The organism is uncultured Parasphingorhabdus sp., assembly GCF_963975735.1.
Taxonomy (GTDB): Bacteria; Pseudomonadota; Alphaproteobacteria; order Sphingomonadales; family Sphingomonadaceae; genus Parasphingorhabdus.
Window position 1 is genome coordinate 1 of sequence record NZ_CAXBIA010000016.1, and the last position, 24,371, is coordinate 24,371.

A 24,371-nucleotide genomic window follows, 5' to 3' on the forward strand; every position below is an offset into this window, starting at 1 on the left:
ATTAGTTTATCTGCCAAATTATCAAAAAAAGGAACTTCCCCTCAAGAGTTCTTGATCGCGAATCCTTAGATTGATGACGCAAGCTCAAAACAAGCATATTCCTATACTTGACGGTTGGCGGGCGCTGAGCATCCTGTTTGTCCTTGCCGGTCACTGGCTACCAATTGGGCCTAAAAGTTGGGAAATGAATGCGGCAGTAGCAGCGTCGGGAATGGCCCTGTTTTTTTGCCTTTCGGGTTTCCTGATAACCCAATTCCTCTCTGCGGACCCCAGAATCGGCGCGTTTCTGATAAAGCGAATGTTTCGCATAATTCCGCTTGCGTGGTTGGCGATGATAGTTCTTGCCGTCGCAAACGGTGCAAACTTCGACATTATTTTGGCCAATGTCCTCTTCTTCGCAAATCTGCCGCCTTCGGAACTTATGCGCGGCGGCGAGCATTTATGGAGCCTTTGTGTTGAAATGCAATTCTACATATTCATGGCCGGCTTGGTGCTAGTAGGGGGACGAAAAGCGCTGTTTCTTATCCCCTTTTTCACGGTATGCGTAACATTGTTTCGAGTTTATTCAGGCGAAACGATCAGCATCGTTACATGGCATCGGGTTGACGAAATCTTCATTGGCGGCTGCGTAGCTTTGATTTGGAATAATACAAAAATCAGCCATTTTCTGCACCGCATTTCATCGGCAGTATCACCCGTACTCCTGATTGCCTTGGTTATTGTCAGCTCGCCTCAAGCAGGCGAATTGGGGTATTTCAGACCATATATAGCCGGAGCTGCCATCCTCTCGTCTTTATACGCTTTTCCGATGCTGTTGCACCGTCTGTGGACCAGCAGAATTGCTCGCTACATAGCTCAGATTAGTTACGCACTATACGTGTTCCACGGAATGCTTACTGCCACGGCATTGGGCGGGCATGACGCCAGCAAGTTTGAAAAATATGCACTAAGAATACCGTTGGCTGTGTTGACATGGTGCATCAGCCATTTATCGACATTTCACTACGAGCGAGCTGCCAATACGTTCGGTCGTAAGCTGGCAGCCTCTGTTGGGGGGGCTCGGCCTCGGAAATCGTAATTGAACTAAAATGTAGTAAGTGTTCGCTTTGATCAGATCGAAATTGGTATCGGGGAGTCAAAATTTCCTGGCACTTGTTGCTAAATTGCATACGCTGGCTAGATTCAATTATATAGGTAACCGATCTTGTTATACCAACGGCTACAACCATCCATTCCCATCGCTTAAAAAGCGTTCTTATGAATAACAACGGGCAGGGTTTTGACGAGAATCATGACATCAAGACCGATGGACCAGTTGGACAGATATTCAAGGTCACAGCGCAGCCGTTTTTCCAGATCTTCCTTTTTATCCGTCGCTCCGCGAAACCCGCGTATCTGGGCCAGGCCGGTTATGCCCGGCTTCAGGGCATGCCGGAGCCAATAATGGTTGGACACTCGCCAGAACAGCGCATCCCCCGCCAGCGAGCCGAGTGCATGCGGTCGTGGACCCACCATGCTCATTTCGCCGCGCAGTACATTGAAAAGCTGTGGCAGCTCGTCGATGCTTGTGCGACGAATGAGACGCCCCACACGCGTAACCCGATCATCTTCACGTCCCGTCGAGCGGTCTCCTTTGGCATCATTGCTTTCTACCCGCATGGAGCGGAACTTGAATATCCGGAATTGGCGGTTTCCCTGGCCGACCCGCACCTGCCGGAACAAGACGGGGCCAGAGCTGTCCATCTTGATGGCAAAAGCAACCAGTAGCAGAAGCGGAGAGAGAAAGATCAACGCGACCGAGGCCACAATCAGATCCAGGCCACGTTTCTGAAGCCGATTGAACAAATTGAGAGGTCCGTGCGATATTATGATGGTATCGTTATCAGCATATGAGCCAATCGCTACCGCGCCATGCAGTAAGTCGCGGTCAAGCAGGATCTCTCCCCCGACATCATGTCCTTTGAGAAAGGTCGACCATGCCGCCCGGTGTTCATATCTGCACGCTATAATGACTCGATCGTAGCTACCGATGACCCGCGAAAGCGCGTCTATCATCTCTGGATGATCCAGATCGGGCCATAATCCGGCTTGCCCGGCGTCAAAAATATCGACACCGGATTCAGGTTTTGCGTCAAGTCCATCGATTAGCAAAATAGTCGCGATCGCCAAGCCATCCATCGTTTTTTTAAACACCAGGTCAACGACAAACTTGGATATCACGATGAGTATTGCGGTAGCCGCGAATGTGACGACGAATCCTACTCGGGAGACTTCGCCCGCTCCGAAGAGAAACGTCAGTCCAGTCACAACAAGTATGCTGGCGACCAACGCACCAAGAGAGCGCTGGATAGCGAGTAACCGATTTGCAAGCGTTTCGGCGGACTGTGCTCCCCGAGCAATCTCGAACATTATGAAAATCGGCAGCGCCACAACGATCAATGCCTGATTGCCTGCTTGCAGCCATTGAGGATCACGAACCAGCAGCGCGGCCGCATAGCCGCCGAACATCGAGAGAATATCCAGCAGCAACGAAAATGCATAAAGAAACGTCCGCTTATCGCGCGCGGGATAGGATTTTATCCGCTGATCATGTCCGTTATTATTCAATTGTGATGAAACGATTTCTTGAATATTCCTTCTCCACTCTATTCAATTCTTGAAATTTATTTCGTTTTCTTCAACCCTATAAAAACCTATATATTCAAGGATGAATTAGAGGAAATCCGGTATAATATATAAATCGGACACTTGATGCTTCCGATCATGCCTCGGAACAATATTGCTCCATATTGTTGCCCGTGTCGTTCCCCGGCAAACTTCAAAGCTCTCATATATATTCGGTATTGGGCCTACATATTTGTAGATTTCAGCATGATTGCTGCGGTCGTGATAAAATGATTCAAAAATATTAGGCATTTGAAAGGGTGACAGGAGAAACGAAAAAAAGCGCAAGATTTCTCCGGCGCCTTTTTTCATAATTAATTGTTCGTGTTACGCGTAACGAACCCGAAGTTTCTTCTTGTCCCGACGACGGAGCGAAAAGCCCACTGCCGCAAAGCCGAGAAGCATCATGGCCCAGATGCTAGGCTCCGGAATAGGCGCGACCGCAATATTATCAAATTCGAACGCATTGCTCCGTGAAGAAAAGCGAAGTCCACCCACCTGAGATTCCGTACCGCCATCAAAATTAAGGGTAACGAGAGCTCCCTGAGGGAAATAGGTTCCCGCTGTTCCGACCAACCCTTGTATTTGAGTACCGGTGATAGTTGCCAGAACGTTCGGAATAGCGCTGTTGTCAAGCACTTCCAGAAGGTTATGCGTGTCTACCGAACCCCATGAAAGACTCAGGGAGCCGATCATCGTGAACGCCGCTAGCGACAATACCGCGGGGCTACCGGCTACCGGACCAACCGCATAAAAAGACCCATCGGTGCCGAAAGGGGTGGTTGCGACCGAAACAACAGAGCCATCGTAGCGAGTGCCGCCAGCAATGGGAACAAGGTCACCCAAGTCAAAATCATACGTCGGAAGCGGGCCCCCATAAGGGTTAGTAGCAACTTCTGCCGAAACAGTCACTGCAGCATGAGACGCTGTAGCAGGTGCGAGCGCAAGCGCGCTGGCGAGTAAAATAAATTTTTTCATATCGATGCTCCAAGATACCAAACTCGACCCTGATCAGCGCCCTCAGCACAAATGATGCCATCCGTGCTCGAATCACTCCGAATCCCCGCACTGTTTATAGGTGGGCTGTGGTAAAAAGTAAACAAATTGTTAACGACTACTTAGCGACAAAGGTCAGATATTCCAGAGTGTCCCAGAATGATGCACAATCGAAAAAATTGTTAAATTCAGCCCGCTTCCGGGTTTAAAAATTCGGCAAGCGAACTTTGAGAACCACAAAAATATAAGCCACGACAGCACCGAATATGCCAGCCGCAATCACATTTTGGCCTTCGTTACCTACGTAGTTGGTGATCGCACAGCCGATGGCTGGCGGAAAATACTGCCAGAGTTTATCGCTCGGTTCCTCTTCCGTGGATCTCTGCAACAACAGAGTTGCCAAGCCGGCGAAGGCGATTACTGTGATCCAGTCCCAAATCGTTTCCATGAGCTAACTACTTTCGATAGTTTATTTTTGTAGCAGACGTAGCAGTTTTCTAATTAGAGCGAATAGCGGCGTTAGCCGTTTTTGCAAGACCGTGTTGTCGGGATAATGCAGTAAAGGCCTTCCAGAATTCGATATCTATCCATTTTTGCGGCCGTCTGAGTCCTTAGCTATCCACGAGTTTCTGCTATGCATATGAACTATAAAGCATAACGGAAACGCCTCGCTAGACAACTCTAGCAGAGCTTCGGGGATCGCATAACCTTATTGGGGTTATGCCTAGCAGGTCTTAATTTTACCTACATTGAAAATTTGAATTGAGGCAATTGTGGACTCTTAGAGCGGCGTTTCCCAGACAATTTGGAACTGTGGCAAGGTAAGCTAGGCTGCTAATTGCCAAGCTAAATTCACTCTGTCCTAGCTTATGCAAAGCTATGGGATAAACGCCCTGCCGGCGAAACCGACTATCATAATACTTCGGAACGGCCCTTTTCTTGAGCCTTCTGGATGCTTCTTCATCCCATTGATCCTCTAGTGCGTGCATTATACGCCCAAGTGACCGACAGCATATCATTATAAGCCCATGACCCTAAATTTTTTCGATAGATGTTATTAGGGAACAATTCGTCAAAGAATGTCGAGTTTTCCTTTGTCACCAAGCCCGCTTGGCTCTGTTTCAGCCCTCTTCGAATTCGGATAAGACATAGTGGAAGCCGAGTACGTCCCACTCCAGCTTGACCATGACATTGTCCTCGCCACAGCACCAGATGCTCAGGGGCGGCCAGTCCGTCCGGTCGGGATGGATATCGTAGCGCCGGGTCTTGAAGGTCCCGGCGGGGACGGTGATCATTTCCTCGCCAAGATACTCGATCTTTTTCGAATTGATCCCTAGCTCCGGACCGCTACCGCCATCCGGTCGCGGCGAGCAATGGGCGCTCAATATGGTTTGGTAGGCGGTCGGATCATCATGATCATAGGCACCCGCCTGCCAACCGTCACAGGCCAGAGCATGAGCTGCAAAAACCGCTGGTCGTTTTGGAATATCCATCCGGGTCCTGAGACGGCCTTTGTCAGCAAGGATGGCTTCGCACTCGATCTTATCATCGGTGAAGTAGAACCAGCTGGATCCGGAAAATTTCCCGTCCGCAAACAAACGGACGTGAGAATCCTGAAGCTTCCAGTCAGCGTCCACGCTGAGCACCACGTCGCGCAAGATCTGTTCTTCATCCATTTCGCTCGTGGCGCGAAGCGTGCGGGAGCGGTCAGCATTGCGACTGATGCGAAACCACTCCCGTCCAACTTCAAACCCGTCGGAATTGCGATAGCTGATCAATCCGGTGGATTGGTGAAGTCGGGGCAAATTTTTAACCTTTCACACGAAGGGTCAGCGACCAGGTTTTCGGGGCGGCCCCATGGCGGCCACGCTCGAGCAATTTGACACCGAGATATTCTTCGAGCCTCGCTACGCTCCGGGTTACCGCAGATTGCGTAATCCGGAGCGATTTTGCACCTTTCTGGAAACTGCCAGAATCCAGCACTGCCAGAAAATATCGAAGTTGATTGATGTCCAAGTTAACGCTGCCAGAGTGGGGACTGATTTAATCGACTATAGCATGAATAAACCGCATAATGGGTCATTGTCGGTTTCCTCCACCGGCTTTGGGTGATCTAGTCTCGATGCCGAGGCAGGGAAGGACGTCTGAGCGCCGGGATCGGTTAATAGAATCCGAGTGTCGTGTCATGCCGCGCGGACTCCGAGTGTGAAGCGTTGGCAAGTTTCTATCGCAGACGGGGACCATCACGATATAGAAAAGCTCAATGTGAAAACCGCAGAGGAGTTTCTGAACGACATAAATTTGGAAGCTGATGGGGCAAAGAACATCTGTTTCAGTTTGTGCAACGCATTATTGGGCGGTCCCATCCGAACGCAGAGCAGCGATCTGATCGGTGGTAAAACCAAGGCTCAGCAAGATAGCTCCAGAATCGGCACCCTCTTCTTTCAACGTCGCCGGTGCCGAAGGTCGGGTTCCATTCATTTCGATCGGCAAAGCTGGCAATTTTGTCTTTGTACCATCGGCTAGAATAACGTCTTCCAGTCCGCCGTTTGCGTTGAGATGCGGGTCGTCGAACATGTCTTCTGGTCTGGCAATGGGTGCGAAAGGCAAACCTGTGCCGTCCAGCAAAGCGATCAAATCATCGCGCTTGTAGGTTGAGACCAATGCGCGAATTTGCGGCATGATCCGGTCGCGCGCAGCCACGCGGTAGTTATTCTCGCGGATGCTTTCATCCGCCCAGAGTTCGTCCAGCGCGAATAATTTGCAGAATTTCTCCCACAGCGCATCGGTTACAACGCCAATGAAAATGGGATCATCCTGTGTCTGGAACACATCGTAAATCGCCCAGGCGGAGATACGCGCAGGCATCGGATCGGCGGCTTTGCCGGTAACTGCTTTTTGCGCCATATGCTGGCCGATCAGATAGACCGTGGTTTCGAACAGCGAGCTTTGCACCTTTTGCCCTTTGCCGGTGCGATGCCGTTCCTCGACGGCGGCGAGAATCGCGATGACGCCGAACATACCGCCGGTCACGTCGATCACGCTGGAACCGGCGCGCAAAGGCTGGCCGGGCGGGCCGGTCATATAGGCAAGGCCGCCCATCATCTGTGCCACTTCATCCAGCGCGGTCCGATTTTCATAAGGGCCGGGGAGGAAGCCTTTCTCCGAACAATAGATTAGGCGCTCGTTATTTTCGGACAGGGCTTCATAGCCCAGGCCTAGCCGATCCATCGCGCCCGGCCGGTAATTTTCGATCAATATGTCGGCGCCAGCGACCAGCTTTCTGGCGATGTCCAGCCCTCCGGGGTCCTTGAGATTAAGCGATATGCTCTGCTTGTGCCGGTTGTACATCGGGAAATAGCCGGATCCTGAACCGACCAGATTTCGCGTGCGGTCGCCGCCGATCGGTTCAACCCGGATAACTTCCGCTCCCAGCGAAGCGAGGATCGCGCCGACTGCGGGCCCCATGACCATGTGGGTAAATTCGATAACTTTCAGGCCTGCAAGAGGCGTCGGTTGATTCATGCTGCTGCTTTCTCAAATCCAAGGGGGAGGCCGGCGTCTGGTGTGAAGCCGTATAAGGGCTCGCCGGGAAGGGCTTCGGCAACAATATCACGCACTTTCAAAAGCTTCTCCAGATCGATGCCGGTGTCGATACCCATCGCTTCCAGCATGAAGACCAGATCTTCGGTCACGATATTTCCGGAAGCGCCGGGCGCGAATGGACATCCGCCCAGCCCGCCTAGCGAACTGTCAAAGGTTGTGATGCCTTCGGCGAGACCGGCCATGACATTGGCCAGCCCTAGCCCGCGCGTATTGTGGAGATGAAGCGTGTTGAGCTTGTCCGTCCCTATCGCCGCTTTCACCTTGCGGACCAGCCGCGTCACTTGCGCGGGATTGGCGTAGCCTGTGGTATCCGAGAGACCGCATTCGGCGACACCTGCCTCCATTGCGGCAAGGGCAAGACAGACGATCTGGTCGTCCGGTACCGGCCCCTCGAGCGTGCAGCCAAAAGCGGTCGACAAGCCGACTTCAAAATGTGGGCGCTGCCCCTCCGGCTGTTGCGCCACCAGCTCAGCGATGGCCTTGATCTCGGCGATCATCGCAACATGATCCTTGCGAACATTGTTGATCGAGTGGGTTTCGGACATGGAAAAAGGGATGGATATCTTGTCAGCGCCGCAAGCAATGGCGCGCTCGGCGCCTTTCAGATTCGGGACAAGAGCTACCACGTCGAGATTGGGAATCGTTTTGGCAAAAGCAACAATCTCGGCGGTATCGGCCATTTGCGGGAGCAAGGTTGGCGGAACAAAACTGCCGACCTCGATCTCGGTTACGCCGGCTTCGGCTTCCGCCTTGATCCATGCCTTTTTCGCCTCGGTCGCCATCACGCGGTCCACGCTTTGCAGGCCGTCGCGGGGTCCGACCTCGCTGATCGTCACCGATTTGGTCATGTATTTGCTCCTAAATATATCCACGGGCGAAGGGCGCGATCCGCATCCTGCCATGCAGTAATTTCCTCAGCCATTTTAAGACTGAGATCGATCGCGTCGAGCCCTTCCAGCAGCATTGATTTTGCTTCTTCCTCGATCGGAAAGGACCAGCTCTGCCCGCTGGCGATACCAATGGTCTGGGCTTGCAGGTCGATGCTCACCGACGCGCATGATTGTTCGATGACCTCGATCGCAGCGGCATCCAGTACCGCTGGCAAAATGCCATTGCGTACGCAGTTTCCGGCAAAAATGGGCGCGAAGCTTTGTGCAACGACGGCGCGAAAACCATATTCGGCGAGCGCCCAGACCGCATGTTCACGGCTCGAGCCGGAGCCGAAATTGGCACCGCCAAGGATTATCTTGCTGTCGGCAAAGGCCGGGTCATTCATCACGAAATCGGGATTGGGCTCCCGCCCGCCAATTGCGGTGTAACGCCAGCCGGCAAATAGTCCGTCGGTGAGGCCGGTCTTGCCGGTGCTTTTCATCTCGCGGGAGGGGATGATCTGGTCGGTGTCGATATTGTCGCGGATCAGCGGCATCGGCAGCGAGGTCAGAATAGTAAAAGGCTCTGCCATCAGATCAATTCCTCCGGATCAGCAATCACACCGGCAATCGCGCTGGCGACGACAGTTTCGGGGCTTGCGATATGGGTCCTAACGTTCGGCCCCTGACGGCTTTCGAAATTCCGGTTGGTGGTCGAGATGACACGAGAACCGGCGGCAAAACTCTCGCCGCCCGCATAGAAGCACATCGAACAGCCGCTTTCGCGCCATTCAAATCCGGCGTCTTTGAAAATCAGGTCAATCCCTTCCGCTTCCGCCTCACGTTTGACCCCTGATGACCCGGGAACGCAGATCGCCTTGATACCGTCAGCTATTTTCCTGCCCTTGAACATCGCCGAAGCGCGGCGCAAGTCGGACAGACGGCTGTTTGTGCAACTGCCGATAAAAGCGGCATCAATCGGGACGCCCTTGATCGCCTGGCCTCTGGCAAGGCCGATATATTCGAGCGGGGCCGCTTCGGCATCATGGGGAACCACTCCATCTATGCCAATCGTCTGGCCAGGATTGGTGCCCCAACTGACCATCGGCGTGATCGCACTTGCATCGATTTCAATTTCCTGATCAAAAATGGCATTGGCATCGCTGCGCAGAACCAGCCAGCTCGCCAAAGCCTGCTGCCAATCTGCGCCGACGGGCGCGTAGCGGCGGCCTTTCAGATAGTCGACCGTCTTGTTGTCTGGTGCAATGAAGCCGGACATGGCGGAAAATTCTGTCGCCATATTGCAGAGCGTCATCCGCCCTTCCATATCGAGCGCCAAAACCGCTTCACCCGCAAATTCTACGGCATGTCCTTTACCGCCCGCAGCGCCATATTGCGCCAGCAGGGTCAATATCATGTCCTTGGGTGTGACGGCCCGGTTCAACTTCCCGGTAAATTTTACCCGCATCGATTTCGGCTTGGTCAATCGCAGCGTCCCGGTTGCTATGGCATGCTCGGCTTCCGACGAACCGATGCCCCAGGCCAGAGCACCGAACGCGCCTTGCGTGCAGGTATGGCTATCCGGTGCAATCAGCGTGCAGCCGGGAAGAACAATGCCGAGTTCCGGAGAGATCACATGGACAATTCCCTGATCCGGATCGTTCACATCGAAAAGTGTGATCCCGGACGCCTTTGCTGCTGCTCTCGTCTCGGTGATAAAGGCCTGACCTCCGGGCATCAGCGTTTTGTCCGTCCGCCCCGGCCGCGTATCGACAATATGATCGGTCACGGCAAATACCCGAGATGGGTCCGCCACCTTGCGCCCTGCCTCGGCAAGGGAATTTAACGCAGCAGCACCGGTCCGTTCGTGCAAAAACACCCGATCAATAGCAACCAGAGCGCCACCGCCGGGCAAATCGGCGACCACGTGACTGTTCCACAATTTGTCGAAGAGAGTTTGTGGCTGGCTCAGATGCTGTACCCCATTTCCTTGTCGATCGCGCGCCAGTCTTTGGTGACGAACGTCTCTTGGATTGCCGTTCGTGTTTCCAACTTGCCGTCGCGGATCCAGTGCCATGTGCGGCAACGGTCTTGCCCGTCATCACTAATCTGGATTTGCTCGTAGAGATAAAGCGAGGGATCGCCAGTGCGTTGCCAATATAGCATCACTGTGCGGTTATATTCATCCAGCGGAACTTCCGCGGCCCAACCGATAATCAGATCGTTATTCCACCACACACGCTTGTCGCGATATTCAGCGGGGAATTCCCGAATTTCGGTCTTTCCGTCCGCCCATTTATAGTGATTTGTCTGGTGATAAGGCGCTTTGCTTTCGTCATCCGGGAAGCGGCAGAGCAATCGCGACGCATGTTCGTCAATTTTTTCATTCTGTGCGTCAAAATAGGTATAAGTGCCATCCCAGACGCCTTCATGGCGGGCCAGCAGCGGCATATCTTCACGAATTCCCATCATATATTCCTTGGTTTGATTGGTGATTTTGTAAGTGATGCAAGGTGATATTCCCTAGCCGCTCTGGCGTTGAGCAGCTCCAGATGCCGTTCGGCCAATATTTCCGGTCTCAGGCTGCCGGGATCAACCGGAACAGCGTGGGCCGCCGTTGCCTCATACCATGGCTCAAACATCTGCATTGCACGAACAGCCTGCCATGCTTTCGTAAGATAACAGCCAAAGCGATCGGGTAAAAGATCCGGGTAGAGCAATGCGGCGTCGCCGGAGGGCAGGGGGTCGTAGATAATATTTTCAATGCCCAGTTGTTCTGCACATGCGTCAATGAGTTTCGACCAGCTATGCCAATCGGTCGGCGGGTTCCCAAGCCAGTCATCTGACAGGCCATGGCCGGCAAGGTCGATATGAACCCCGTTGCTGGCTCCGTCTTTGGACAATGCCCTGCCTGGCGCGTGGATCACAAGCTTAGATGACGTTTTCTTGCCGCGCCAATGGATCAGGCCTTTGAAATTCTCGACTTCAATCGCGAGAAATCCCTCGTCAGGCGCCTGATGCAGTTCCTCTGTCAAACCGGTTTCTGCCGTTAGAAGATGCTGAAGGCTGGCTGCCTGATGATCTTCGGGTGTGGCGACCTTCATCGCGGACCATGACGACGGCATTGCACCGAGCCGGTCGATATGATCCTGCAGCGGATCGCCGTCATAGGCGCTGATCAGGCAGGGCGGCACATCGGCATCTACCGCCGGAATATCCCGCGGTGCGCGAAGGACGGCTCCATAACCGGCCTGATAGGCGTTTCCGGCATCAAGCATTTCCCGAACCACGGCGTCCACCCGTTGCGGATCACCATGGGCCACCGATAGGCGATGCTCGTTATCCGTCGCAAACCAGGGGAAGAACCAGCTCTGTTCCAATATCCGGTTCCACAGCCAAGTCAGATGCTCGCCATAATCCGACGGATGGAATTCAGGCAGATATTTTTCGCTGAACAGCTGCATTTCTTCCGGCGTCCAGATTGCATAGCCGCCAATCGCCAAGGTCGTGAAGTGATTCGCATGCCGTTTCACCGCTGTCACCAGAATGATTCCGCCGCTGTGGAAACCATAAGCTGCGCATTTTTTGACACCGAGCGCATCGAGAAACTCGATCAAGGCGTCGGCATATTCATTGATCTCGGGCTTGCCAGGCAGTGGATCGGATTGCCCGAAACCCGGCGTATCAGGCGCGATACAGGTGAAATGCTTCGCCCATTTTTGCATCAGGGCTTCATATTCTTTAGAGCTGCGAGGGCTTTGATGCACCATCAGCAACGGTGGCCCACTACCCGCCAAGCGATAATGAACGCGGCGTTTGTTGCCGTTGGTTTCGACGTCGATAAAATAGCGTGTAATCATAATCCCCAATTTGTCCGGACAAATATGTCTCGACAAGCTTTTTCTTGTGTTTAATATGCTTTAATTGATTCCGGAGAACAAAGACTATGACGCTTATTGGTACCAACATGGTGGAAGATGGCCGCACAGCGAGAGAAATTTTTGAGGAATTAATCGGAAATCCGGCGCGCAAAAAATTTGGCTTCGGCGAAAAGCTGGCGATTGTGAATGTCGATGTGCAGCAGGCCTATACGCGTACCGACATGTTCAAGACCGCTTATGAGACCGATCCCCTGCAGATCGACTATATCAACCAGATTTCAAAATTGGCGCGAGCCAAGGATATGCCGGTAATCTGGAGCCAGGTCGCCTATAAGGATGATGCTGGCGATGCTGGCGTCTGGGGCACGCGCACTGATACCGAGGATTCGCTGCAGAATGTCAAATATGGCAGCGAGCGTCACAAGCTCGATCCGCGCTGTGAGGTCGGGGCCAATGACCTGCAATATACCAAACGCATGCCCAGCGCCTTTTTCGAAACCCAGCTGGCCAGCTATCTGGTCTGGCACAAGGTTGATACCGTGGTGGTTACCGGCGGCTCTACATCGGGATGCGTCCGGGCGACGGCAGTGGACGCACTCAGTTATGGCTATCGCACGATAGTCCCGATCGAGACCTGCGCCGACAAGCATGAAAGCTATCACTTCGCCAATCTGACCGATTTGCAGATCAAATATGCCGATGTTGAACCGGTGCAGACGGTGATTGACTGGCTGGACGCCCGATGAGCGACGCTCAGAAAGCCGATCCCGGCCTGTACGACTATCTCCCCTACCGGAACCGGCCCAAGATTGAATGGCCGGATGGCAAGGCCTGCGCTGTATGGGTGGCTCCCAATCTTGAATTTTACGAGCTCGAACCGGCGGTCAATCCGCATCGCAAAAGCTGGGCCAAACCGCATCCCGACGTGGTCGGCTATTCCCACCGCGATCATGCCAACCGGGTGTCTCACTGGCGCATGGCGGAGATGATGACCAAGCACGGCTTTCCCGGATCGGTCAGCCTCTCGGTCGCGCTCTGCGATCATATCCCTGAAGTCGTCGAGGATGCCAGCCAGCGCGGCTGGGAGTTTTTCAGTCACGGCATTTATAACACGCGTTACAGCTATGGCATGGACGAGGCGCAGGAACGCGCGATCATCGAAGACAGCATAGAGACGGTGGAACGTGTTACCGGCCAGCGGATCCGTGGCTGGCTGGCGCCGGCCCTCACCCACACGCCTCGCACGCTCGACCTGATCGCCGAATATGGCCTCGACTATACCTGCGACCTCTATCATGATGACCAGCCGACCGATGTGAAGGTGAAATCCGGCAAGCTGATCGCAATCCCCTATAGCCTAGAGGTCAATGACCATTATGGCTTCTTCATCTACAATATGTCGCCGCGCGAATATGCCGATACGCTGATCCGGCAATATGACCGGTTAGCGGACGAGGGCGAGACGTCAGGAACCGTCATGTGCATTCCTTTACACAGCTATCTGATCGGGCAGCCTCATCGCATCGGGGCGTTTGAATCGGTACTGGAACATATTGCCGGCGATGGCAGGGCCTGGATTACCAAGGCAGGCGATATCGTTGACCGTTTCCGGGAGCAAAGCGCATGAGCCTCGACCCCAGCTATCTCGAATATCCCAAACGTCGCCGCGGCATGGACCATGACTATTATCCCTATTCGAATTTCTTCGAACGCAAGCCTCTACAATGGTTCAACGCAAAGAAGCTTTTGATCTGGCCGGTTATAAGCCTCGAATATTTCCCGATGGTTCCGAGTGACGATCCGTTTCGTGCGCCGGGCCATATGCAGACCGCTTACCCCGACTATCGTCACTATACGGCGCGGGAATATGGCACACGGATCGGTATTTACCGCTTACTTGGCGCGTTCGAAAAGGTCGGCGCAAAAATATCCGTTGCGACCAACAGCGTCATTGCCGAACGCTATCCGGAACTTATCGCCGACATCCTTTCTGGCGGCCACGAAATTATCGCGCACAGCACCGATATGAACGGCACGATCGCCGGCGGAATGGACGAGGCGGACGAGAAGACGTTGATCATGGAATCGCTGACCGCTCTGGAAAAAGCTACTGGCGCGCGTCCGCGCGGCTGGCTTTCCATAGCGCGATCGCAAAGCTTCAATACGGCAAAGCTGTTAACCGAAGCCGGTGTCGATTATATGTGCGACTGGGCAAATGACGAATTGCCTTATACGTTTCAGACGCAGGCAGGACCGATTAGCAATCTGCCGCTCAACCATGAATTGTCGGATCGCCAGATCATCAACGTCCAGCAGCAGTCCGTCGACAGCTACGCACAGCAGATGACCGATGCAGCCGACTGGCTGCTGGGAGAAGCGGATAAATTTGGCGGACGGATGCTGCCGATGCACCTGACGCCCTATATCATGGGCCTGCCCTATCGGATCTCGGCTTTCGAAAAGCTGATTGCCGACTTTGCCGATCGCCCGGACATAGGATTTGCCCGCGGCGACACCATAATCGACAGCTGGAGCGGACAATAATGAAAGTTAGAAATCCCCGCACCGGTGAATTTGATTACGAGATAAGGCCTATCGATGCCGCTGGCGTTGCCGCTGCAGCAGCCCGGCTGCGCGGTAATCAACCCCATTGGGCAGCGCTGCCGATAGATGAACGATGCGCGATCATGCTGCGCTGGGCCGATGAGATTGAAAAACACGCCGGCGCTATCGTCGAACAGCTTACCATTGATACCGGCAGGGCCGGAATAGCGGCGATCGAAGTCGGCGGCGTACCCGGCACCATCCGGCGCTGGGCGGCGCAGGCGTCCGGCATCATCGACCGTCATTCTCCCGCCAATATCCAGTCATCCAATCCGACAATTATGAACAGCACCCGTCTGGTACCCTTTCCACTGTTCGGGGCGATCGCGCCCTGGAATTTCCCGATGACGCTCAGTTTGATCGACGCAATTCCCGCGCTCTTTGCTGGCTGTGCAGCTCTGATCAAGCCATCCGAAATAACCCCGCGATTCGTCGAGCCGCTCAGAGCGAGCATTGCTGACGTCCCCGAACTTGCGCAGGTGCTTGAGATCATCGTCGGAGATGCCGCGACCGGACAGGTTCTGGTCGCCAATGTCGACTATGTCTGCTTCACCGGTTCGGTCGCAACCGGCCGCAAGGTCGCGGTCGCGGCAGCCGAAGCGTTTATCCCGGCCAATCTCGAACTTGGCGGCAAAGATCCGATGATCATCCTCGCTAGCGCCGATCCCGTCGAAGCCGCGAAAACCGCGCTTCGGGCAAGCGTATTGGCAACCGGCCAGGCTTGCCAGTCGATCGAACGGCTCTATGTCGCGCGGCCGATCTATAGTGTATTTCTCGACACGCTGGTCGCAGAAGCCGACAAAGTCAGGCTGAACTATCCCGATATCAACCAGGGCGAAATCGGACCATTTATTTTTGCACCGCAAGGGCAGAAAATTGCTGAACAGATTGCAGAAGCCAAGGAAAAAGGCGCACGGATACTTACGGGCGGAACGGTCGAAGTCCTCGGCGGTGGCACATATTTGCGGCCCACCGTGATCGCTGATGTGACACCGGATATGGCTGTGGTCCGGGATGAGAGCTTCGGTCCGGTGCTGCCTGTCATTCCATTTGATCACGTCGAGGATGCTATCGCGCAAGCCAATGACAGCATTTATGGGCTGTCCGCCGCGATTCTGGCGGGAACGTCGGAAGAAGCGGAAGCGGTTGGCGCGCGGCTGGAAGCGGGGGCAATTTCAATAAACGACGGATCAATGACGGCCATGGTCTGGGACGCCGAAAACTCGAGTTTCAAAATGTCGGGCATGGGGCCATCGCGGATGGGCGAAAGTGGCCTCACCCGTTTTTTCCGAAAACAGGCGTTCATGCGCCAGACTGCAGAACCGGCACGAATACAGGACTTTGCCGAAGAGAAATTCGCACAAGGCTGATAGTGGATCGGTAGCATCTTGGTGTGCAACTGCAGGCCGCGACGCTAGATCGAGCGAATTTCTGGATCGAATATTTGCGATGTTGTCCAAGGGAGTATGATTGATGAAAATCTGGGAAATAGGCGCCCGCACCGGAATTGGCGGCCTGCGCATGTCTGAACGCGAAGAACCAATTCTTGGAGCGGGTGAACTGCTGGTCAAAATCACTGCCGCTGGCCTCAACCACCGTGACCTCATGGTGCTGGCCGGTGACTATGGACACGATCTTCCGGAGAGCCGCATACCCCTTTCTGATGGCATGGGTGTGGTCGAGGCGATTGGGGCCGGTGTAACCGGATTCCAAGTGGGCGACAGGGTAATGGCGCCACATTTTGTCAATTGGGTAGATGGCCCCTATAATTTTGGAATATTCGCTGCCGATTTGGGCGTGACGGCTGATGGCTGGCTGGCAGAGAAAATTACACTTCCGGCGAGCGCCGCCATTTCCTTGCCCGCCGGAATCAATGACCAGACCGCAGCGTCTCTGTCGGTTGTCGCAGGTACAGTCTGGCACGCCATGGTTGCGTTTGGGGGTGTCAAGCCGGGCGAGTTGGTCTTGGCACAAGGCACCGGGGGCGTGTCGATTTTTGCACTGCAATTGGCAAAAGCCCTCGGCGCGGATTGCGCGATCACATCATCCAGTGATGAAAAGCTGGCGAGAGCGAAAGAGATGGGGGCGGACTACGTTATCAACTATCGTGATCGGCCGGACTGGGCGGTGGCATTGCTCGAGCAGACGGGTGGTCGTGGTGCAGATGTTGTCGTCGATACATTGGGTTTTCCGGCGCTTGCGGAAACAGTAGCAGCTACTGCCGTCAATGGACGAATCGGTACAGTGGGTGCGCTATCTGGAACACCACAAGCGCAAGCCAGTGCCAGTCAGGGCGAGATGATCGGCAAGAATATAACCCTTAAAGGGCTTGCATCGGGAAGTCGCGAAATGGTGGCTGCGGCTGCTGCCATCGTCGCGGAACATGGTATCAGCAACCCCGTCGATAACGAATTTGCTTTTGCCGATGCGCCAGACGCATTTCGTCATCTGGCGAGTGGTTCACATTTCGGGAAGATTCTAATCCGCATGGATTGATAGTCAGCGCTGAGCATCGGGACGGTGAACGGTTTGAACGCATGATCTGCGCACCCGTCCCGATGATCAATGGCTTCCTACACGCCGCTGAATATCAGCGCTTCAGTTCGACCAGTTCATACCAGGTCATCATATAGCCGCCGACGCCGCCCTGAACGAAAATACCGTCTTCGTCATCGGTAATCCAGACGTCATATGGCGGGTGTTCGCCGGCCATGCCGCCAGTGCCAGGCACGATGCTGGCATCATCGATAAATTGCAGATGCTTGCATTTGAAAGTGCCGGCGGGGACCGTCACCTCTTCCTTGCCGTGATATAGTGCACCGATTTTTACCTGGGCGATTTGTGGCGGAGTCGCTCCACGGTGATCGGGGGAGGGCAGATAGAAGTTCAGCAGCCGCTTGTCCTGAGCCTCCCAATCCAGAGTCGAAAGCATATAGCCATCGGACGCGATCGGGTGCGTGCCAAAGCCGGTCAGCGGAAGTTCCGCCTCGACGCGTTGAGACAAGCGTCCGATGGAAGGACCATAGCTTTCCATCTCGACATGGCTACCGTCAAACCGCATCCATCCCGTTCCCATGAACGCATCGCCAACTGTCAATCGAACGTGCAGATCCATCGGCTGGCTATTCTCGTCCAGTGAATAAATTATGTCGCGCATGACCGTTGGTTCCGGCTCCTCGATTTCGCAATGGGCGCGCATTGTCACTTTGCCATCGCTGTGGCGCGTGAACATGAATGTCTCGAAGCCCCGGTTCTGGCCCTCCATTCCGGATTTGCGCGATGTATATTCCAGACGACCTTCGATGATGCGATGCTTCATGGCAATTTCTCCTTGTTTTTGTCATGCCACCCGATTATTCGCTTGCCAAGGCTAATTTGTCCGGACAAATTGGATATACGCTTTGTAGTGATAGATGGGATGCAAGCTATGGAATTTCTAACCGCAAACGAACTGAGCATTTTGCGCTGGATTCACATCTTGGCGATGGTTTACTGGCTCGGCGGCGAATGGGGCGTGTTCCAGACTAGCTATAATGTCACCAACCGCAACCTTTCGCTCGAAGAGCGCAAGCGTCATATGGAAACCGCCTATCGCATCGACATATTGGCGCGCACCGGGATTGTTCTGCTGCTCCCTCTCGGGCTCCATATGGGCAAGCTATACGGCTTTGTGCCGATGCTCGAAGGGTCTGGAATCTGGTGGATGTGGCTGTTCTTCGCGGTATGGCTGGGCATGACCTGGACCGCGTTCATCAAGCGGGAAACGAATATCGGCATCACCGTCACCATGCTGGAAGAAAAACTGCGCTATCCGCTGATCCTCGCACTGTTTGTCGTCTCATTCATGGCCTTTCAAGGCACCGGGCCAGTTGAAACGGGCGAAGGAAACCACTGGTATCCTTCCAAAATAGCGCTCTATGCCTTTGCCTTGTGCATCGGTCTGTTCCTGCGGCTGGTGATGCGTCGCTGGACCGAGCGGTTCCGGATATTGGCTCAGGGGCCTGATCCCGTGCAGGAAGCGGCGCTAGAGCGGGAAATCGCCCAAGCGCGCTTTGCTGCCTATATCTACTGGATCACGATTTCCGGTGTCTGTTTCTTGGGAGCGGTGAAGCCGTTCTAGGGGGCCGACTTATCGAACAGGGTGCTCAGATTTCTCTGAGTTCCCGACTGACGTCTTCTACCGGCTGTTCGGCCTGTTTCAGTTCCTCGACCATCTGGTGCGGACCGCGCATCACCCGATAGATATATTCGCGGATCATCACGCCGCGCTCATAGGCCGCCGCTTTGTCCGGAACATAGCCCTCGATATCCACTCGGGAAATCGTACCTTTGGCGTCGAGTAGCCGTTCGACAGTGTCCATCCGCTCGCGCAGAACCGACACTTCGCCGACCACTGCCATCAGGATGGAGAGCATTCTCTCGTCCTGGGGATCATTGAAATATTCGGGACGTTTGCCCTTGGCCTTTTTATTGGCCGCTGCCATCCAGTCAAATGCTGCGTCGCTCATTCTGCTGCCTCCTGCATAGCGTCCGAATTCTTCCACGCACCATAGGCATGCCAATAAGCTGCACGGCCATGGTCCTCGTCTTCGCCGGTTGGCGCTTCGGGGAATATTTCCCGGTCAACCACGGCACGAACACCGGTTTCAAACAATTCTCCGCGGCCAAAGCCGGCGGCAACCATTTCGTCCTTCATGTTGAGCGAGTGCATCGACGACCAGAAGGGTTCATTATTGTTGAAGGCATCCCAGTCGCGCAGAAATTGCTCGAACAAGGGCATGCCGTCATGATATTCCGGCTGCTCGAGATGCAACATCAATCCGTCGTCGGCGAGCACGCGGTAACCTTCGGAGAGAATCTTTGGCAGCGCCTTGCCGCTGGTTTCGTGGAGGAACATGGTCGTCTGCACCCAGTCAAAGCTTCCGTCGTCCCAGCGCGACAGGTCCTCGGCATTGGCCTGGATGAACGTGATATTGGTCGCTCCAAGCGATTGCGCGCGAGCGTGAGCATAGCGCAGGATCGGTGCCGCAGTATCTATCGCGAAGATTTCGCATTTCGGGAAAGCGAGAGCGAGCGGGACGATATTGTGACCGATGGTGCAGCCGATGTCGAGCACGCGGCGCGGTTCCCAGCCGGGACGGGTCTTCTTGATCCATTCAACCAGCGCCTGTCCGCCGCCATCGGATAAAGCGCCAAGACCGCCAGCCGTGGTTGCGAAGAGTCCGCTATCATAATTTGCGCCGGCAGAAACATCCCCGGGATATTCCTCTCCGTGATAGCTGCCCGGCATACAGTGGATGTCGACAGCGCTTTGATAACGGGGAATCTCGATCTCGGGATGCAGTTCCAGCGTCTCGCGTCCCTCATTATATTGACGCGCCTTGGCGTTGAGTTCTTCAATCTGGCGCAGCACGATCGCCCGGCCATTCTGCTGCCGCATCTCCATAGAATTGCGTTTCAGCGCCGACCAGAATTGGTGAAAGGGGTCGTCGTTCATCGCATGGCGAATCTCGAACCGGTCCTTTGGTTGCCGGCCATGTTCTTTCTCAAACTTTGGCAGAACGCGTGCGTCGTAGGCCAGCTTGTTGCCGGGTGCGAGAGCACCGGACATAAATTTGTTGAAATTGGCGAGAAAATCAAACCGCGCAATTTCGTCATGCGAAGCCACCGGCGATACGCCATGCCGCGCTACGGCGGTATAGGGAGGTGCTACATCGAGCTTGTTGTCGCTGCTCATATCAGGTCATCCTTGATCATGCGTTCAATCACTTCTTCCTGGGTCCGCAAGAAATAGTCGCGGTCCGGAATTTGCGCCTTTCCGTCTTTCATCAGGCCGTTGGCGCCTTGTATCCGTATATCTCCATAGGTCGCGGCAAAAAGCTCGAGTCTCTGCCGTGCGAGAAAATTGGTCATTGCCGGCTTGCGGCGTGCGGCGCGCAGGGCACCGAGATCAATGTCAGCAAAGGCGGTAAAAGTTTCACCGCTATTCGATTCGGCTAGCACCCGGCCCTTGTAATCGACAACCATGCTGTTGCCGTCGGCGGACGCGAGCGGGAGAGTAGTATTTTCAATCCCGGCAGTATTGGCCGAAATAACATAGGCCATATTTTCCTGCGCTCTTGCCCGCTTGCCAATATCCTTGGGCGTATCGAGCGGCGAACCGATTTCCGAACTGCTGTGAACAAAAATTTCCGCTCCGCGTAACGCATGGGCCCGCGCGATTTCAGGATAGAGTATCTCCTCCGACGCGATCGCAGCCAGATTGCCGATGTCGGTTCTGGCAACCGGGAACACGCCGTCCAGCCCGTAAATGTCGAGATATTTCGACCAGACATCATGCGGTGTCGGTGCAAACATCGAGTTCAGCCGCCGGTAGCGCAGCACAACATCACCGGACGGCGCGATAATGAAACTGGCCTGAAAATAGAGGCCGGGAAAATTCTTGTCGACCTCATAGGCATTGCCGGCAATGAACATATTCAGTCGCTGTGCCATCGCGCCGAGCGCTTCATATTCCGGACCATCGACTTCCAGGGCTGCCTTGTCGGCGAAATCGGGGATGGAAATACGCCCCGGATAGCTGGTCAGCAGATATTCCGGCAACACCGCCAGCTTCACCGGGCTTCCGGCATATTGCTGGATGAACATGGTGGCAGAACGAATTTTGCTTTCGATCTCAGCGATCATCGCGATCATCTGCGAGCGCGCTGCCGCCTTGTCGGGCGCTTTCTCCACCGATCGCGCTGCCAGTTGCATCGCGACCGCTGCATATGTTTTGGTGTTTGTCATATCATTTTCACTGTCATATTTTCGTGCACCTGCAAAAAGCCTCGTAGGCATGGAAGCGCAAATCGCGGCGGCCACCATCTGTCTGCGATCAAGCTCCATCGACCTCTAAAGACCTAGCGATCCGGGATTCATCAAGCCTCTGGGATCCACTGACTTTTTGATATCGACGAGCAAAGCATCCGCCGCCGGATCGAGGCTGTCGCGATAACGATAAGTCCGTCCGATCTGCAGATGCACCGCGCCATGATCGTGGAACAAGTCAACAAGCACCTGTTTCATCCGCTGCGCGAAAGCCCATGCCTCGGGGTTGGCCTCCAGTTTCGGTAGCTTCGCCAGATGGGCATCTTCCACCGTATCGCGATGCAGCGGGTTGGAAGCATCGGGCCAGTAAAGACAGGGTTCAATAATCACGCCTGAGCCGCTAACCCCCGACACCAGCGTGCCAGTGAATATTCCAAGCCTATCCATTTCTTCGCTATGTTCTGCAAATAATGCCTTGATCACATCATAGCATGCAACCGCTTTGGAATGCGGCACCAGCCCGTGAATAGGTGCCCATCTCTGGCCTTCAGGACCGAGCATGGAATTGAGCGGTCCGAACGGATTGGCTCGGATGATCTTGGGAATCGTATTCTCGGTCTCTGTTGCACCATTGGCAAGCGCCATTTTCCGCGCACGCGCAAGATCATCATCGGCCGCCGCCTGAATGCGCGCTTCGGTCAGCACGTGGAGCGAGAATTTCGCTTCGTCCATGAAGTCGCGCCCAGCGGCAACAACTTTGGCACCTTCCTTGATCGCCCCCCAGACCGAGCCCTGTTTCTTCATCATCTTGCCAAGCGCCCTGGCATCGCTGGTCAGGCTGTCGCGCTTCATGCGGATGGCGTTCAAGCCCGGGTCAAAGCCGAAGCATTCGGTGGAAACGCCGGACCGTTCGATCTCGCCCAGCGCAGCGAGCGTGTCCTCATAGCTTTCAAAGCTGAAGCTGGCATAGCCATGAGCTTCCGCTTCCGGGATCAGGCGCAACGTGATGGTCGCCTTGATGCCCAGAGCGCCGGTGTCGGCCAGAAAGATGCCAGTCAGGTCGGGACCATAAGGTCGTGTGAAATTAGCACCGGTATTGAGTATCGTTCCATCGGCCAATACCACTTCCATCGCCAGGCAGCTCTGCACCGCCGTGCCATAGCGACCCGATCCCCAGAACACGCCATTCTGGCTCATGCCGCCGCCGATACTGGCTTTCAGGCCAGACAGAGTCCCCCAGAAAGGCGTGCGCAGGCCCTTGACCTGCAGCGCTTCGTAAAGAGCCGCCCAGGTGCAGCCAGCCTCGACCGTGACCGTCATATCGACTTCGTTGATCTCGAGAATCCGGTCCATCGAAGCGAGGTCGAACAGCACCGCGTCCGGCTGGCTGGAAGTGTAGCCGCCGGTGTAGCTCATCCCGCCGCCGCGCGGAATAACCGCTATATTTTGCGCGGTTGTCGCTGCGACAGCTGCCGACAATTGCTCTTTGTTCTGCGGCCTGACAACCGCCAGCAAGTCCGCGCCGCGCTGATAAATATCATGCGCATAGAAATCGAGAATAGCACTCTCGGTCAGCACGGTCGCACCGGTTTTGGCGATCTGATCCGTTGCGGATATAGTTGTTTTGCTTGCCATCAGACTACCTCCGTCGCCAATTTGCCCGTGGGCAGTGCTTCTGCTTCCGGCAAACTGTCCGGATAACGGCCAAGCAGCAATAGTAGTCCGCCGCCAATGACAAAAGCAAAAATGGCGATCGACAGGACCGGATCATAGTTCCCGGTCGTGTCTCTGACATAGGCATATATGATCGGAGACAGGGCCGAGAAGAATCCGAAGGGCATATAGAGCATCCCGTATATCTTTCCGTAATTGGCCATGCCGAAATAGCGACCGGTAAGATAAGCGATCAGATCGCTCTCTGCGCCCGCCGCAAAACCGAGCAGGAAACCTGCCAGGGCGGCCATCGGAAAGGCGACACCGTCGCCGAGCAGAATATAGCAGGAGATAGCGGGAAGGCAAAGCAGAGGGAAAGCCACAAAGCCGGCCCAGAAGCGATCGAGCAACATGCCGGTGATAATCCGACCGGCAAATATTCCGATTCCCAATACACCCATTACCGATGCTGCGGTCTGGGCTTCCAGCCCGCGATCGGAGAGCATGGTAGGCAGATTGATAAACGCACCGCCAAAGGCACCTGCGACAATCGCAATCGATACCCAGATCAGCCAGAAGCGATAGTCTCTCAAGGCAGTGCTCAGCGTAACGCCGGTCAGATTGCCGCTCGCGCTGCTGATCGCTTTCGGACGCTCGTCCGATCGCGGTTCACGGAACAGGAAATATCCGATCGGCAAAGCGACAACCAGCGGCAGGACTGCGACAATCGCAAACATCGACCGCCATCCGTAATTTTCGATTCCCCAGACCGCGAGCTTGGGTACGGTAAGTGCTGCGAGACTTGTACCCATCAACAATATGCCCAGCGCAAGACCGCGATGCTTGTAGAACCACAGGTTGATCGCCCGACTCCAGCTTACCGGTGTCGAACCGATACCGACCAGCCCGACCAGTACCCACAATGCGTAGTAAATATAGAGGGTGGACGTTACTTGCGCGGTAGGCGTGAGCGAAATCATGCCAAAAGATACGCCGAAGGCCAGCAGCGAATAGAGCGCGACTTTCCGCACACCATATTTGTCCGCCAGCGAACCGAAAAATGGCGCCAGCAGCGATGCAATGATCCCGAAGATGGTGATCGGCATCAATATCTGGGTCCGGGTCCAGCCGAATTCAGCGATCAGTGGCTCGACCGTAAAGCCGATGACGTTGAAGGGAAGCGGTGAAGCTCCACAAGCCACGCCAAGCACACTGGCAAATAGCACTTTCCAGCCAAGCGCAAACTCGCCGCGTTTTTCTGTGGTTGCCATCATAAATTTATTCGCCT

Annotated in this window: 24 protein-coding genes; 8 read left to right on the forward strand and 16 right to left on the reverse strand. The window is 54.7% G+C overall.

Features of this window, described 5'->3' with window-relative positions:
• Positions 1-73: 73 nt before the first annotated feature.
• Entirely contained in the window at positions 74-1,078 is a 1,005-nt protein-coding gene (locus AACZ86_RS13975) for an acyltransferase (protein WP_339693546.1), read from the forward strand.
• A 164-nt stretch (positions 1,079-1,242) separates the two neighbouring features.
• Here AACZ86_RS13975 and AACZ86_RS13980 read toward each other — a convergent pair whose 3' ends face one another.
• From AACZ86_RS13980 to AACZ86_RS13995, 4 genes are all read right to left on the reverse strand, one after another.
• Positions 1,243-2,607: an exopolysaccharide biosynthesis polyprenyl glycosylphosphotransferase gene (locus AACZ86_RS13980; protein WP_339693548.1), complete on the reverse strand. Its 1,365-nt coding sequence runs from the start codon at positions 2,605-2,607 to the stop codon at positions 1,243-1,245.
• A 384-nt stretch (positions 2,608-2,991) separates the two neighbouring features.
• Positions 2,992-3,642 (reverse strand): PEPxxWA-CTERM sorting domain-containing protein, encoded by a 651-nt coding sequence (locus tag AACZ86_RS13985; protein ID WP_339693550.1) that lies wholly within the window; start codon positions 3,640-3,642, stop codon positions 2,992-2,994.
• A gap of 223 nt (positions 3,643-3,865) precedes the next feature.
• The gene (locus tag AACZ86_RS13990) at positions 3,866-4,108 is read right to left on the reverse strand and encodes an XrtV sorting system accessory protein (protein ID WP_339693552.1); all 243 of its coding nucleotides are present in this window, start codon (positions 4,106-4,108) and stop codon (positions 3,866-3,868) included.
• Positions 4,109-4,781: 673 nt separating this feature from the next.
• Positions 4,782-5,465: a hypothetical protein gene (locus tag AACZ86_RS13995; RefSeq protein WP_339693554.1), complete on the reverse strand. Its 684-nt coding sequence runs from the start codon at positions 5,463-5,465 to the stop codon at positions 4,782-4,784.
• A 52-nt stretch (positions 5,466-5,517) separates the two neighbouring features.
• Here AACZ86_RS13995 and AACZ86_RS14000 point away from each other — a divergent pair, with 52 nt between their 5' ends.
• Positions 5,518-5,772, forward strand: a complete 255-nt coding sequence (locus AACZ86_RS14000; RefSeq protein ID WP_339693556.1) for a hypothetical protein — start codon at positions 5,518-5,520, stop codon at positions 5,770-5,772.
• A 237-nt stretch (positions 5,773-6,009) separates the two neighbouring features.
• Here AACZ86_RS14000 and AACZ86_RS14005 read toward each other — a convergent pair whose 3' ends face one another.
• The 6 genes from AACZ86_RS14005 to AACZ86_RS14030 are packed head-to-tail and all read right to left on the reverse strand — an operon-like array spanning position 6,010 to position 11,995.
• Positions 6,010-7,185 (reverse strand): CaiB/BaiF CoA-transferase family protein, encoded by a 1,176-nt coding sequence (locus AACZ86_RS14005; protein WP_339693558.1) that lies wholly within the window; start codon positions 7,183-7,185, stop codon positions 6,010-6,012.
• The gene (locus tag AACZ86_RS14010; protein WP_339693560.1) at positions 7,182-8,114 is read right to left on the reverse strand and encodes a hydroxymethylglutaryl-CoA lyase; all 933 of its coding nucleotides are present in this window, start codon (positions 8,112-8,114) and stop codon (positions 7,182-7,184) included. Before AACZ86_RS14010 ends, AACZ86_RS14005 begins: the two co-directional genes overlap by 4 nt.
• Complete coding sequence (gene leuD / locus AACZ86_RS14015) at positions 8,111-8,728, reverse strand: 3-isopropylmalate dehydratase small subunit (protein WP_339693561.1); 618 nt, start codon at positions 8,726-8,728, stop codon at positions 8,111-8,113. The genes AACZ86_RS14010 and leuD overlap by 4 nt, the downstream gene beginning before the upstream one ends.
• Positions 8,728-10,107: a 3-isopropylmalate dehydratase large subunit gene (locus AACZ86_RS14020; protein WP_339693655.1), complete on the reverse strand. Its 1,380-nt coding sequence runs from the start codon at positions 10,105-10,107 to the stop codon at positions 8,728-8,730. Before AACZ86_RS14020 ends, leuD begins: the two co-directional genes overlap by 1 nt.
• On the reverse strand, positions 10,104-10,604 hold the full coding sequence (locus tag AACZ86_RS14025) for a DUF3598 domain-containing protein (protein WP_339693562.1): 501 nt from the start codon (positions 10,602-10,604) through the stop codon (positions 10,104-10,106). Before AACZ86_RS14025 ends, AACZ86_RS14020 begins: the two co-directional genes overlap by 4 nt.
• Positions 10,604-11,995: an alpha/beta fold hydrolase gene (locus AACZ86_RS14030; RefSeq protein WP_339693563.1), complete on the reverse strand. Its 1,392-nt coding sequence runs from the start codon at positions 11,993-11,995 to the stop codon at positions 10,604-10,606. Before AACZ86_RS14030 ends, AACZ86_RS14025 begins: the two co-directional genes overlap by 1 nt.
• Before the next feature lie 86 nt (positions 11,996-12,081).
• Between AACZ86_RS14030 and AACZ86_RS14035 the strand changes: the two genes are divergently transcribed.
• From AACZ86_RS14035 to AACZ86_RS14055, 5 genes are all read left to right on the forward strand, one after another.
• Positions 12,082-12,762, forward strand: coding sequence for an isochorismatase family protein (locus tag AACZ86_RS14035; RefSeq protein WP_339693565.1), 681 nt, complete (start codon positions 12,082-12,084; stop codon positions 12,760-12,762).
• Entirely contained in the window at positions 12,759-13,643 is an 885-nt protein-coding gene (locus tag AACZ86_RS14040) for a polysaccharide deacetylase family protein (RefSeq protein WP_339693567.1), read from the forward strand. Before AACZ86_RS14035 ends, AACZ86_RS14040 begins: the two co-directional genes overlap by 4 nt.
• Positions 13,640-14,560, forward strand: a complete 921-nt coding sequence (locus tag AACZ86_RS14045) for a polysaccharide deacetylase family protein (protein WP_339693568.1) — start codon at positions 13,640-13,642, stop codon at positions 14,558-14,560. Before AACZ86_RS14040 ends, AACZ86_RS14045 begins: the two co-directional genes overlap by 4 nt.
• Complete coding sequence (locus tag AACZ86_RS14050; RefSeq protein WP_339693570.1) at positions 14,560-15,990, forward strand: aldehyde dehydrogenase family protein; 1,431 nt, start codon at positions 14,560-14,562, stop codon at positions 15,988-15,990. Before AACZ86_RS14045 ends, AACZ86_RS14050 begins: the two co-directional genes overlap by 1 nt.
• Before the next feature lie 103 nt (positions 15,991-16,093).
• On the forward strand, positions 16,094-17,116 hold the full coding sequence (locus AACZ86_RS14055) for an NAD(P)-dependent alcohol dehydrogenase (RefSeq protein WP_339693572.1): 1,023 nt from the start codon (positions 16,094-16,096) through the stop codon (positions 17,114-17,116).
• A 94-nt stretch (positions 17,117-17,210) separates the two neighbouring features.
• On the opposite strand, the gene AACZ86_RS14060 is transcribed toward AACZ86_RS14055, so the two are convergent.
• Complete coding sequence (locus AACZ86_RS14060) at positions 17,211-17,939, reverse strand: hypothetical protein (protein WP_339693574.1); 729 nt, start codon at positions 17,937-17,939, stop codon at positions 17,211-17,213.
• A 108-nt stretch (positions 17,940-18,047) separates the two neighbouring features.
• On the opposite strand from AACZ86_RS14060, the gene AACZ86_RS14065 reads away from it, so the two are divergent.
• Positions 18,048-18,740 (forward strand): hypothetical protein, encoded by a 693-nt coding sequence (locus tag AACZ86_RS14065; RefSeq protein WP_339693575.1) that lies wholly within the window; start codon positions 18,048-18,050, stop codon positions 18,738-18,740.
• Between the two features lie 25 nt (positions 18,741-18,765).
• Here the strand turns inward: AACZ86_RS14065 and AACZ86_RS14070 are convergent, their stop codons facing one another.
• The 5 genes from AACZ86_RS14070 to AACZ86_RS14090 form a co-directional block, all read right to left on the reverse strand.
• Positions 18,766-19,128, reverse strand: a complete 363-nt coding sequence (locus AACZ86_RS14070) for a hypothetical protein (RefSeq protein ID WP_339693576.1) — start codon at positions 19,126-19,128, stop codon at positions 18,766-18,768.
• A complete protein-coding gene (locus AACZ86_RS14075; RefSeq protein WP_339693577.1) occupies positions 19,125-20,357 on the reverse strand; it encodes a class I SAM-dependent methyltransferase in 1,233 nt (410 codons plus the stop codon). Before AACZ86_RS14075 ends, AACZ86_RS14070 begins: the two co-directional genes overlap by 4 nt.
• Entirely contained in the window at positions 20,354-21,409 is a 1,056-nt protein-coding gene (locus tag AACZ86_RS14080) for a nitrilase-related carbon-nitrogen hydrolase (RefSeq protein WP_339693579.1), read from the reverse strand. The genes AACZ86_RS14075 and AACZ86_RS14080 overlap by 4 nt, the downstream gene beginning before the upstream one ends.
• 105 nt (positions 21,410-21,514) lie before the next feature.
• Positions 21,515-23,065 (reverse strand): FAD-binding oxidoreductase, encoded by a 1,551-nt coding sequence (locus AACZ86_RS14085; RefSeq protein WP_339693581.1) that lies wholly within the window; start codon positions 23,063-23,065, stop codon positions 21,515-21,517.
• Positions 23,065-24,357, reverse strand: a complete 1,293-nt coding sequence (locus tag AACZ86_RS14090; RefSeq protein WP_339693582.1) for an MFS transporter — start codon at positions 24,355-24,357, stop codon at positions 23,065-23,067. The genes AACZ86_RS14085 and AACZ86_RS14090 overlap by 1 nt, the downstream gene beginning before the upstream one ends.
• Positions 24,358-24,371 lie beyond the last annotated feature (14 nt).